11 protein-coding genes are annotated in these 11,876 nt (G+C 61.9%); 8 read left to right on the top strand and 3 right to left on the bottom strand.

The window, feature by feature from the left end; translation table 11 throughout:
• Window positions 1-3: 3 nt before the first annotated feature.
• Window positions 4-939 (bottom strand): catechol 1,2-dioxygenase, encoded by a 936-nt coding sequence (gene catA, locus U5A58_RS18085; protein ID WP_321962472.1) that lies wholly within the window; start codon window positions 937-939, stop codon window positions 4-6.
• Between the two features lie 325 nt (window positions 940-1,264).
• Between catA and antA the strand changes: the two genes are divergently transcribed.
• The 4 genes from antA (at window position 1,265) to U5A58_RS18065 (ending at window position 5,306) form a co-directional block, all read left to right on the top strand.
• Window positions 1,265-2,653, top strand: coding sequence for an anthranilate 1,2-dioxygenase large subunit (antA, locus tag U5A58_RS18080; protein WP_321962471.1), 1,389 nt, complete (start codon window positions 1,265-1,267; stop codon window positions 2,651-2,653).
• Between the two features lie 3 nt (window positions 2,654-2,656).
• The gene (antB, locus tag U5A58_RS18075; RefSeq protein WP_321962470.1) at window positions 2,657-3,154 is read left to right on the top strand and encodes an anthranilate 1,2-dioxygenase small subunit; all 498 of its coding nucleotides are present in this window, start codon (window positions 2,657-2,659) and stop codon (window positions 3,152-3,154) included.
• Window positions 3,155-3,170: 16 nt separating this feature from the next.
• Complete coding sequence (gene antC / locus U5A58_RS18070) at window positions 3,171-4,211, top strand: anthranilate 1,2-dioxygenase electron transfer component AntC (RefSeq protein ID WP_321962469.1); 1,041 nt, start codon at window positions 3,171-3,173, stop codon at window positions 4,209-4,211.
• Window positions 4,212-4,307: 96 nt separating this feature from the next.
• On the top strand, window positions 4,308-5,306 hold the full coding sequence (locus U5A58_RS18065) for an AraC family transcriptional regulator (protein ID WP_321962468.1): 999 nt from the start codon (window positions 4,308-4,310) through the stop codon (window positions 5,304-5,306).
• A 32-nt stretch (window positions 5,307-5,338) separates the two neighbouring features.
• Here the strand turns inward: U5A58_RS18065 and U5A58_RS18060 are convergent, their stop codons facing one another.
• Window positions 5,339-6,271 carry a LysR family transcriptional regulator gene (locus U5A58_RS18060; RefSeq protein ID WP_321962467.1) on the bottom strand — a complete coding sequence of 311 codons (933 nt, stop codon included), beginning with the start codon at window positions 6,269-6,271 and terminating at the stop codon, window positions 5,339-5,341.
• A 136-nt stretch (window positions 6,272-6,407) separates the two neighbouring features.
• Between U5A58_RS18060 and U5A58_RS18055 the strand changes: the two genes are divergently transcribed.
• Together U5A58_RS18055 and U5A58_RS18050 are read left to right on the top strand one after the other, a co-directional pair.
• Window positions 6,408-7,823 (top strand): carboxylesterase/lipase family protein, encoded by a 1,416-nt coding sequence (locus U5A58_RS18055; protein WP_321962466.1) that lies wholly within the window; start codon window positions 6,408-6,410, stop codon window positions 7,821-7,823.
• A 146-nt stretch (window positions 7,824-7,969) separates the two neighbouring features.
• Complete coding sequence (locus U5A58_RS18050; protein WP_321962465.1) at window positions 7,970-9,061, top strand: porin; 1,092 nt, start codon at window positions 7,970-7,972, stop codon at window positions 9,059-9,061.
• 9 nt (window positions 9,062-9,070) lie between these two features.
• Here the strand turns inward: U5A58_RS18050 and U5A58_RS18045 are convergent, their stop codons facing one another.
• Entirely contained in the window at window positions 9,071-9,949 is an 879-nt protein-coding gene (locus U5A58_RS18045; RefSeq protein ID WP_321909585.1) for a LysR family transcriptional regulator, read from the bottom strand.
• Between the two features lie 237 nt (window positions 9,950-10,186).
• On the opposite strand from U5A58_RS18045, the gene U5A58_RS18040 reads away from it, so the two are divergent.
• Both U5A58_RS18040 and U5A58_RS18035 read left to right on the top strand, forming a co-directional pair.
• Window positions 10,187-11,086, top strand: coding sequence for a LysR family transcriptional regulator (locus U5A58_RS18040; protein ID WP_321909583.1), 900 nt, complete (start codon window positions 10,187-10,189; stop codon window positions 11,084-11,086).
• A 100-nt stretch (window positions 11,087-11,186) separates the two neighbouring features.
• The gene (locus U5A58_RS18035; protein ID WP_321962464.1) at window positions 11,187-11,861 is read left to right on the top strand and encodes a histidine phosphatase family protein; all 675 of its coding nucleotides are present in this window, start codon (window positions 11,187-11,189) and stop codon (window positions 11,859-11,861) included.
• Window positions 11,862-11,876: the final 15 nt, after the last annotated feature.

Here is an 11,876-nt window from a genome sequence, read left to right as displayed (position 1 = left end):
CAGTTATGCCACAGCGGCGGCGCGCAACCGGTTGACGATCTGGTTGTCCTTGCCCTGAACGAACGGCGTCAGCGTGAGGTTGAACTCGATGTCCTTGTACACGTCGGCCTTCAGCCCGAGCGCGGCGCCGCCGGTCTTTTCCGTCACCGACGGAATCAACGCTTCACGCGTGGCGTAGGCGAAGTCGTCCCAGATCAGCGGATCGCCCTCGACGTTGAACTGCGTGGTCAGCTTGCGGTGAGCGTCGCTCGTGACGAAGAAGTGCACGTGCGCCGGACGCTCACCGTGACGGTCCAGCGCGTTCAGCAACTGCTGCGTGGCGCCTTGCGGCGGGCAGCCGTAGCCCACGGGCATGAGCGTGCGGAATGCGTATTTGCCGTCGGCGCCGGTCTTCACCGCGCCGCGCAGGTTGAAGTCGCTCTGCGCGCCGGTCGGGTCGAAGTGCGAGTAAAAGCCCTTCGAGTTGGCATGCCAGCATTCGACCACGGCGCCTGCTACCGGCTTGCCGTCGGGGCCGCTGACCGTGCCGCGAATCACGAGCGGGCCCGCTTGCTCATCGGCGTCGAGGTCGATTCGCGAAACGCTGTCGCGCACCGGCGCGCCCGCAACGTACAGCGGGCCTTCGATCGTGCGCGGCGTGCCGCCGCTGATGCCCGCTTGCTCGTCGGCGGCGTCCATGCGGATGTCCAGATACTTTTCCAGTCCGATGCCTGCCGCGAGCAGCGCCGCTTCGCCGTCCTGGCCGAGCTTGTTCAGATAGTTGATGCCGGTCCAGACCTCATCTGGGGTGATGTCGAGATCGTCGATCGCCTTGAACAGATCGCTCAGCAGGCGGTGGGCAATCTGCTTGAAACGCGTATTGCCGCCGTTGCCATCCACGTTCGTGGCGGCCTTCAACAGGTCTTGCACTTCGCTGGTTTCGAATACTTTCACGCTCATGATGACTGTCTCCAACTGGTTTTAGGGGGGCGTTGAGCGCATTAGATATCCGGGCCCGCGCAGGCGCTATCCACCTGGTCGACACTCACTATCCGTTTTTTTCGGCACGGGCGCGAAAGGGCCAAGAAGCGGCCAGGCAGCGGCCTGTGCATGGCCGGCCGCCGGGCGTCGCAAAGCCACGTCCGGCCACGAAGAAAACGCGTGGCAAAAAAAGTGGATAGCGAACGCCGACCAGGCGGATAGCGCCGGCGCCGCCGTGGGTATTCAATCCAGCTCATCAAGGACCTGGTCGCAAGACCGCTAAATGGCAGGAGGAGAACCCATCGTGAGCACAGAGAAAATCGCGTCGCAATGGCAGGATTTCGTTGGCGGATGCCTCGATTTCCGTCCGGCAGAAGGCGTCTATCGCATTGCGCGGGAGATGTTCACGGAGCCGCAACTGTTCGACCTGGAGATGGAATTCATCTTCGAAAAGAACTGGATCTACGCGTGCCACGAGAGCGAGATCCCCAAGCCCCATGACTTCATGACGATGCGCGCCGGTCGCCAGCCGATGATCATTTCGCGCGACGGCAATGGCCAGCTCAACGCGATGATCAACGCGTGCCAGCATCGCGGCGCGACGCTCACGCGCATGGGCAAGGGCAATCAGTCGACTTTCACGTGCCCGTTCCATGCGTGGTGCTACAAAAGCGATGGACGCCTCGTCAAGGTCAAGGCGCCCGGCGAGTACTGCGAAGACTTCGACAAGTCCACGCGCGGCCTCAAGAAGGCGCGTATCGCGAGTTACAAGGGCTTCGTGTTCATCAGCCTCGACGTCGATGGGACCGATACGATCGAAGAATACCTTGGCGACTCGCGCATCTTCCTCGACATGATGGTCGCGCAATCGCCCACGGGCGAACTCGAGGTGCTGCCGGGCAAGTCCGCCTATACCTTCGAAGGCAACTGGAAACTGCAGAACGAGAATGGCCTCGACGGCTATCACGTGAGCACGGTTCACTACAACTACGTCGCCACGGTGCAACGCCGTCAAGAGGCGAACGCGCAGAACGGCGGCGCGGCGAATGGCACGCTCGACTACAGCAAGCTCGGCGCGGGCGACGCGGAAACCGACGACGGCTGGTTCGCGTTCAAGAACGGCCATAGCGTCCTGTTCAGCGACATGCCGAACCCGAGCGTGCGCCCCGGCTATGCGAGCGTCATGCCGCGTCTCGTCGAGACATATGGTCAAGAGAAGGCCGAATGGATGATGCATCGGCTGCGCAACCTGAACGTCTATCCGAGCCTCTTTTTCATGGATCAGATCAGCTCGCAGTTACGTATCGTGCGTCCGGTCGCCTGGAATAAAACGGAGGTCATCAGCCAGTGTATCGGCGTGAAAGGCGAATCGGATCAGGACCGCGAAAGCCGCATTCGCCAGTTCGAAGACTTCTTCAATGTTTCAGGCATGGGCACGCCGGATGATCTCGTGGAATTCCGCGAGCAGCAACGCGGCTTCCAGGCACGCCTCGAGCGCTGGAGCGATATTTCGCGCGGTCATCACAAATGGGTGGCGGGCGAGACCGCGAGTGCACGCCTGCTCGGCATAGAGCCTGTGCTGTGCGGCACGGAGCTGACCCACGAGGGGCTTTACGTCAACCAGCATGGCGCGTGGCAGACGTATCTCTTGAAGGGACTCGCACAGCAGTCGAACACCACGAAGGAGGCTTGAGCCATGGCCATCACGCACACGCAGCAACAAGCGGTCGAGCAGTTTTTGTATCGCAAGGCCGAGCTTTGCGACGCACAGAGCTGGGACGAGTACCTCGACCTGTTCGATGAACACAGCGAATTTCACGTGCCCCAATGGGACTCCGAGCACGTGTACACGACCGACCCGAAGCGCGGCATGTCGCTCATCTACTACTCGAACCGCACGGGTCTCGAAGATCGCGTGTTCCGCCTGCGCACGGGCAAGTCAGCGGCGTCGACGCCGCTGCCGCGCACGCTGCACCAGATCACCAATGTGCGTATTGCAGAGCGCGAAAACGGCGAGCTGGAAGTGAAGGCCAACTGGGCCACGTTTTACGCGCGCCATGGCGTTGCCGAACACTTCTTCGGACGCGTCACGTATCAGTTGCGCCCGGAAGGCGACACCTGGAAGATCGCGCGCAAGCATGTCCTTCTGCTCAACGACACGATCAATGCCGTGCTCGACTTCTACCATCTGTAAGCGGGAGTGCCACGAAATGAGCCACAAGGTCGCCTTTAGTTTTGCCGATGGCAAGACCGTGTTCTTCGATGTCCGCTCGGGCGAACTCCTGCTCGACGCCGCGCTGCGCAATGGTGTGAGCATTCCGCTCGATTGCCGTGAGGGCGTGTGCGGAACCTGCCAGGGGCGCTGCGAATCGGGCACCTATACGCTCGACTACGTCGACGAAGAAACGCTGACCGCCGACGATCTCGCCGCACGCAAGATCCTGTCCTGCCAGACGCGCGTGCAATCGGACGCGTCGTTCTACTTCGACTTCGATTCGAGCCTGTGCAGCGCGGGCGGCACCACGTCGATCACGGGCCGGGTCACGGCCGTTAAGCAGGTGTCCGAAACGACGGCGATCCTGCATCTGGACGCAAGTGCTCACTCAGGTCGGCTCGACTTCCTGCCCGGGCAGTATGCGCGCCTGAAAGTGCCGGGCGCGGACGTGTGGCGCTCGTATTCGTTTGCCAACCGGCCCGACGACAACAACCAGCTTCAGTTCCTGATTCGCCTGTTGCCCGATGGCGCAATGAGCAACTACATGCGCGAGCGCTGCGAGCCGGGGCAGAGCGTCGAATTCGAGGCGCCGCTCGGCACGTTCTATCTGCGGCAGGTCGAACGGCCGCTCGTGATGGTGGCAGGCGGCACGGGGCTCTCGGCCTTTTTGGGCATGCTCGACGATCTCGCGCACAAGGGCGGCTGTGGCCAGAAGGTTCACCTCTACTATGGCGTGACGAACGCGCGTGACCTGTGCGAACTCGATCGTTTGAAGGCGTACGAGGAGCGCATTGCAAACTTCGCGTGCGATATCGTGGTGATGAATCCGTCTGAAGTATGGCAAGGCAAGACTGGGCTCATTCCCGAACACTTCGACCGCGAGATGCTCGAAGCGAACCCGTTCGACATGTATGTGTGCGGGCCGCCGCCGATGGTCGAGGCGATCAAGACATGGCTCGCGAACGCAAGCCTCGACGACCATCGTCTTTACTACGAAAAATTTGGGGACAGCAACAGCGCGCAAACCGCTGTGTAACGCTGCGGGGTTGTACGCACTCGGGGTGTTTCGTTATTTTGTCCGCGCGTGGCGTGGTTTACCATTGAGCATTCCCCCATTGCTCAGTGATACGCCATGCCAACCCCCGCCGCCCACGACAGCCGAGGTATTGACGCACTGCGTCACGACCTCGAAGGCGCGCGCGACTGGATGGCGTCGATTTGCGGACCGCATGGGCTGCAGGTTCGCAGCCCGAAGGCACTGCAATTCCATCATAGCGGCACGGTAATGCGCTCCATGGCGAGCACGTTGGGTTACGTCGAGTACGGCACCGACGTCACCGTCTCCGTGCACAACGAAGCACCACTCAACTGCTATAGCGTGAGTTTGCCGCTCACGGGGCAACAGGAACTTGCCGCGCACGGCCGCCTGTGGTTGTCGGACCAGGACAGCGGCCTCGTGCTGTCGCCGCATGAGACGCAGGACCTGGCAATCACGGGCAATTGCCGCAAGATCATCGTGTCCATTCCGAGCCCGGCCTTGCGTCAGGTGCTGGAAGGGCTATTGCAGCGGCCGCTCGAGGCCGCGTTGACGTTCGAGCCGCAGATGAATGCCGCCGACGGCGATCAGGCATCGTGGTGGCGCATGGTCAAGTTCCTGCTGGCCGAAATGGGGAGCGCCGGCCCGTTGCTCAATCATCAGCAGATGGTGGGCGATCTCGAACAGGCGCTGATCAAGGGGCTGTTGCTCTCGCAGCCGCACAACTACTCGCAGGCGCTTGCCGATGCAATGCGCCCGGCGTGTCCGCATTATTTGTTGCGCGCGAAACAGTTTATCCACGACAACGCTCGTGAAAACATTGCACTCGAAGACATCGAGCGCGCAGCGGGCGTCTCGCGCTACAAGCTGTTCGAAGGCTTCGGGCAGCACTTCGGGCACGCGCCCATGGCCTATCTGAAGAAGTACAGGCTCGAAGCCGTGCGGCGCGAAATTCTTTCCGACTGCTCCGAGCGCAATGTTTCTTCCATCGCGATGAACTGGGGCTTTTCGCATCTCGGCCGCTTTTCCAACGATTACAAGCAGCTCTTTGGCGAAACGCCGTCGCAAACCCTCAAGCGCGCGGCGAGGCGCTAGGTTGTCTGCTGTTCAGTCGCACGCAGTCAAACTCACTCCTCCATTTGGGCGTGGCCTAATCGCCCTTTAAGCTCCCTTAGAAAAGTTGCCGATGCATGCGTGAGCGGTTTATCGCTACGCGTGATGGCGACGAGCGGTCCGATATGCAGCGGCAATTCACACTGCACGAGTTGCAGGCGATACTGGGCGCATAGCTCGTCGGCGATGCATTCCGACGAGAGAACGAGGGCATCGCTCTGGCTGGCCAAACGAAAGGCCAGCGGCGACACCTGCGAAGACAACACATTCGATGGCATGGCCAGCCCCATGTCCCGGATCGCGAACTCGAGCTGTTGCCTGATGATATTCGGCTGCGGCGGGAGTATCCACGGGTAGTCGAGAAGCTCGCGGAGCGCCACTGGCTTCAGAGTCGAAGCGTGTCCTCGCTGGGCGAGAAAGACGGGCATGTCACGCTTCAACATCTCGAGTTTATAGAGTTCGCTGCCGAAGCCACTGGCCATCCGCCCGATCACGATATCCACGAGGTCCTGGTCGAGATTCTCGAGCAACATTTCCATCGAACCTTCGCGCAGCGCTAGTCGCACGCGTGGCCACTTGATCCGAAAGTCGCTCACGCAATCCGATAGCGTCCCCCACCAGGTAAGCGGCGAAAAGATGCCTATCGACAGGTTGCCGATATCTCCATTCAGCAACGCCTCGAGTTCGGCCTCCGCCCGCTGAACGTCGCTCGCGATCAGATGGCCGTGACGCACGAGGGTTTCGCCGTAAAGGGTCGGGCGCATTCCGCTCGGCGTGCGTTCAAAAAGCTGCGCACCGACTATCCCCTCGATCTCGGCCAACGCCTTGGAAAGCGCGGACTGACTGACGTTCTGTGCTTCAGCCGCTTTTTGCAGGCTGCCTAGCCGCGCAATTTCCACCACGACGGTGATGTGACGGAGCTTCAGGCGTTGTTGCAGTGAGTTCATGATCCGGGCCGGGTTGAACTTTTGTCATGGGGGGGCGGCGAAGAATTCCATTTTCTTTCCGCTGTCGATCCGTAAGCTCGTGGTTGTCGGATGCGATAAACCTATGTGCGCGAGTGCGCAAGACAAAGGAGGCTACATGAAGGGCACCGTACTTGCCCAATGCGAGCAGGGCGTACTCGAAGGCGTGACCAACGATAATGTTCACACATTCTTCGATATTCCCTACGCAGCGAATGGCGGGCGCTTTCAGCACGCCACAGAACCGCCGCGCTGGAACGGTCAGCGAAATTCTACCCGACCTGGCCCAGTCTTTCCTCAATTGCCAAGCCGCCTGGATTTCGTCATGGGACCGACGGCCCGAGGCGTTGAGCAGTCCGAAGATGCTTTCAGGCTGAACGTTTTCACGCCCGATCTCACTGGAAAATTGCCGGTCGTGTTCTGGATCCACGGCGGTGGGTTCATGACTGGCGGGGCGCTGCCATGCTACTCGGGCGAATCGCTCGCCAGTCTCGGCCGCGCGGTGGTCGTGACGATGAACTATCGGCTCGGCGTGCTGGGCAACCTCTATATGGAGGGCATATCGGCGGGCAATCTCGCCGTTTCGGATCTCGAACAGGCGCTTCAGTGGGTCAGGAAGAACATCGCCAGTTTCGGCGGCGACCCGGATTCCATTGTCGTAGCGGGCCAGTCGGCGGGCGCCTGGTTCGCGCAGCTTCTGGCCTCGATGCCGTCGACCCATGGGCTGGTGAAGGCGATTGCCATGCTCAGCTATCCAGGCCTTCAGCCGATGGCGCCGTCTAAAGCACAGACGATTGCGGAGCAGTTGTGCGAAACCGCTGGTATAGCTACAACCGGCGAGGACCTGCTCACGATGCCTGTCGAGGACATCCTGCAAGCACAAACCCGGCTGACTGGCGCCGTGGCGACGTTTGCCGAGGTTCCCATCGCTTTCATGTCGGTCGCCAGCGGCAGGGTGCCAGCAGACCCCGGGGCGCACGCGCGGGAGCGCTTCGGCGGCAAACCGGTCTTCATAGGCTGGACACGCGATGAGTCTGGCAGTTTTTTTGCGAGCAATCCTGCGCTCCTCGGAGCGACGCAGGAACAGGCCCTGCAGAAGTTCAAGGACGAATTCGGCGACGATGCGGAAGCTCGGTACGAGAGCGTGGCCGAAGGCCGGTTTGAGCGGAAGCCTTATGCCGCGTTGGTCGAGTTGAGCTCAGAAAAGCTGATCGTGGGGCCAACGCGGCGTTTCGCAAAGCGCATGGCCGAAGCGGGAAGCGGCGTATTCGCCTATCGGTTCGATTTTCCCTCTCCACAGCCGGATGTGGGCGCTTGCCATTGCCTTGAATTGCCGTTCTTCTTTGGCAACTTCGAAAACTGGATTGAGGCACCCATGCTCGAAGGCATCGACGAGCCGCGCAGCCGCGCGTTGTCGGCCCGAATTCAGAGTCACTTTCTGAATTTTGTGGAGTCCGGTAATCCGAATGGCGCGGGCTTGCCGGCGTGGAAAGCGTTCAACGGCGATGATGGCGATTTGATGTATTTCGACTGACGTGCTGGCGCCGATTGCGAGCCGAGGCTAGCACAATCGTCTCGCAATCGTCATGAGTCGTAGATCATTGAGAAGGTATTCGAGCAATTACTAAGTAATCCAAATAAATACGGCGAAACATTGCCGAACCTGGAGACAAGAACGTCATGAAGATGAAGTGGAGTGCCGCGTTGCTGGTCGCGGTGACAGGGCTCGCGCATGCACAGAGCAGCGTCACGCTTTATGGAATTATCGATACGGGCCTCTCGTACTATAACCATGCGACGGCCAGCGGCGGGACGTTCGTCGGCATGGCTTCGCTGACCGGGCGGCTGCCTTCGCGCTGGGGCCTAAAGGGCACTGAGGACCTGGGCGGCGGATTCAAGACCTTCTTCGTGCTGGAGAACGGCTTTCAGCCCACCAACGGCACGTTGAATTACGGCGGCCGGCTCTTCGGCATTCAGTCGAACGTAGGGATCAGCAGCGACTACGGCTCGATCACGCTCGGCAGGCAGATGGGCATGACGATGTACGCGCTGTTCAACGCGGATGTGATCGGCCCGTCGATTCATTCGCTCAGCGTCTTCGATTCCTATTTGCCGAACGCCCGCAGCGATAACGCGATTGGCTATATGGGCAAATTCCACGGCGTCACGATTGGCGGCACTTACAGCTTCGGCCGCGACGCCGCGGGCCCAGCCGGACCCAGTGCAACCAACTGCCCCGGGCAGGTTCCAGGCAATATGCTGGCGTGCCGTCAATATACGGCGCTCCTCGCATACGATTCGGCAAGCTTTGGCGTGGCGGCCTCGTATGACGTATTGCGCGGCGGCGCGGGCGCAACGGCGCCGCTGAACAACAGCCGCTACACGGATACGCACAACATCGTCGATGGTTACGTGATATTGGGCTCGGCGAAGATCGGTTTCGGGTGGATCAGGAACAACCTCGCGGCCGCCACCCATTTGCAGACCGATATCTTCTTTGCGGGGGCCACGTACTATGTCACGCCCGCGTTTTTCTTCGACACGCAGGGCGTGCGCTATCTTCAGCGCGGCTCTCAGGGCGCGAAGGACGCTAACTCGACGCTACTCATCGGGCGCGTGAATTACCTGTTCTCGAAGCGCACCATGGTGTACACGTCGGTGGGCTACATGTTCAACAGTGCACAGGCCGCGAACTCGGTCGCGGCTGGCGGCACGGTCGCGACCGGCATGAACCAGCTTGGCGTGATGGTCGGCTTGCAGCAGAAGTTCTGACCCCTGCCTTCAGAAGCGCGTATTCGCATTGCGCAGCGCGGCGCCAAAAATGCGAATGGCTTCTTTCAAGGACGCGTCGCGTACGCGCGTGTAGACCGCGATTTCGATCGGTGCGAGCGGCGGCAATCCGAAGCGGCTGCCCACGTCCACCGCGCGCGGCGGCCGTCCTCGTCTCGTCAACGGCGCCACAGCGAGTCCTGCCATGACGGCCGCGCCAACCGTGCCGATACCGCCGCCGACGAACACCTCTGTCCATGGGATGCCGGCTTCGTCCAGCGCTTTGAGCGCGTTGGCGCGCACTCCGCAAGGCGCGGATAGCGAAGCCACGCGCAACGGCTCATCCGGGTTGGGCGACCACTGCGGCGCCGCGAACCATGCGCAGTGCTCGACGAAGAGGCGCTCCGCATCGCGCCGCGCCGGGTCGCGCCGCGCGTAGGCAGCGTCGAGTTCGCCGGCGTCGTACGCTTCGAGCATCTCGCTCGAAGCGCCGATGCGCACTTCCACACGCAAGGTCGGGTCGTGGCTCGATACGCGCGCAAGCAGCGGAATCAACTCTTCCGCAGCGGTGTGATCGATGATGCCAAGGCGCAGGCTGCGCTGCTCGCGAACGTCGCTGGCCAACGCGCGGTCATGTGCGCTCAGCAACTCGCGCGCGGCAGAGAGAAACGCCACGCCTTCGGGCAGCAGTTGAATGTGCCGGGGTGTTCGTTCCAGCAAGCGCTTGCCGAGCCGTTCCTCGAGCCGCTTGATTTTCAGGCTGATGGCCGACTGCGTGGTGTCCTGCACCTCGGCCGCCCGCGTGAAGCTGCTGAGATCGGCCACCAGCACGAAGGCCTGCACGGCGTCGAGATCGAGCAGGCGGCCGGTGTGTTGATATCCCGTGCTCATGGCGAAGGGCCCTCATGCATCATTGGGGGAAATCATACGCCGGGGGGGCGCGCGGCGGCTTGCCGACTGAACAGGAGCGACTCGCAGGGGGATGACGAACTTGCCCAGCGGCTGATCCACGTTCAGCTCGGGCAGCCGCGAGGTGCTTGCCACTCGCGGTCACGACGTCATGCGATGCAGGGCTCCCGATCACGCCCTCGATTGACGGCATTGCGACCGGGCGGTTAGGCTCGGGCTATGCGCCCATCCAAAGTCGATTTAAATCTCTTCGTCGTTTTCGAAGCCGTCTATCGAACGCGCAACCTCACGCGCGCAGCGGAACTGCTGTTCATCACGCAGCCCGCCGTGAGCAACGCGCTCGCGCGCATGCGCAAGGCATTCGACGATCCGCTCTTTGTCAGCACGCCGGCCGGCATGATGCCCACGCCGGTTTCCGAGAACATCATCGGCCGCGTGCGTGAGGCGCTTCAGTTGCTCGATTCGAGCACCCATGCCGGTGAGCGTTTCGATCCGGCTTCGTCTCAGCGGACCTTCCGGCTCAGCATGAACGACCTGACCGAGGCGCTGCTGTTGCCCGCGCTCGAAGACGTGCTGCAGCGCCTCGCGCCCGGCATCCGTATCGAAAGCTACTTCACGACCCGCCGCGACGTGCCCGAAGCGCTCGCGAGCGGCGCAGTCCATCTGGCGATCGACGCGCCCCTCATCGACGACCCGTACCTCGAACAGGAGCCGCTCGGCAGCGACCGTTACGCGTGCATGGTGCGCAACGAGCATCCGTTCGCGAAGAAGAAGCTGACGATCGACGACTACCTGCGCTTTGGCCATATTCACGTGTCGAGCCGCCGGCAGGGGCCCGGCCTCGTCGACACGGAACTCAACAAGCTGGGCGTGAGGCGCACGATCCAGACCCGCGTCCAGCACTACCTCGTCGCGCCCCTGATCGCGATGCGCACCGACCTCGTGCTGACCGCGCCGCTCATGTTGCTCAAGCGCTATGACGCGCGCATCCTGGCGCTGCCGTTCGATCTTCCCGATCTCGAGACGCATGGCTACTGGCACCGCAGCGTAACCGCTGACCCCGCGCATCGCTGGCTGCGCGAGCAGATCGGCCGTCTCATGCGCAAGCAGCGGCAGTAGCCCGGGTGTCACGAATCGTTATGCCGCAGTATCACAAGAATAAATTTCCTGAATACTTCGCGCCCCGGTATGGTTGCAGTCATGTTCAAGCGAGGTTGGCATGGCGGAACTCTATCTGGTACGGCATGGGCAGGCGTCTTTCGGCGCTGAAAACTATGACGAGCTTTCATCGGCTGGGGGCACCCAGTCGCGCTGGCTGGGCGAATACTACGCGCAGGCAGGCCTGACGTTCGATCGCGTCGTGATCGGCACGATGCGGCGGCACGCGCAAACGGCCGACGCGTTGCTCACGGCGATGGGCGGCGCGCCGGTGGAGATCGTGCAGGACGCGGATCTGAACGAGTACGATTTTGGCGCCCTCTTTGCCGCGCTCGGCGAGAGCGGTCTCGCGCCCGGCCTGCAGGCCGAAGGCTCGAAGAAGGACTTCTACAAAGGGCTCAAGCAGGTCCTGCAGCTTTGGTCCGAGGATAAGCTGCCCGGGCGCGTTCCCGAGACCTGGGGGCAGTTCCAGGCACGCGTCGAGCGCGCGCGTCTTGCCATTCAACGCGCGGGCGGCAAGCGCGTGCTGGTGGTGAGTTCGGGCGGCCCGATCGCCGTCTTCACGCAGCAGATTCTGCAGGCGAGCGCCGCGGCCGCCATCGCGCTCAACATGCAGATCCGCAACAGCAGCGTGAGCCAGTACGTCTTCAACGACAGCGCCGTGTCGCTGGTCACCTTCAACACCTTGCCGCACCTCGACCAGGCTGAGCGGCGCGAACTCGTCACCTATGGTTGACTCGAATCCGGATGC

Source organism: Paraburkholderia sp. J7 (assembly GCF_905220155.1).
In the GTDB taxonomy this organism is placed as follows: Bacteria; Pseudomonadota; Gammaproteobacteria; order Burkholderiales; family Burkholderiaceae; genus Paraburkholderia.
The sequence above is the reverse complement of the archived record's forward strand: the minus strand, read 5'-3'. Positions and strand labels throughout refer to the sequence as shown.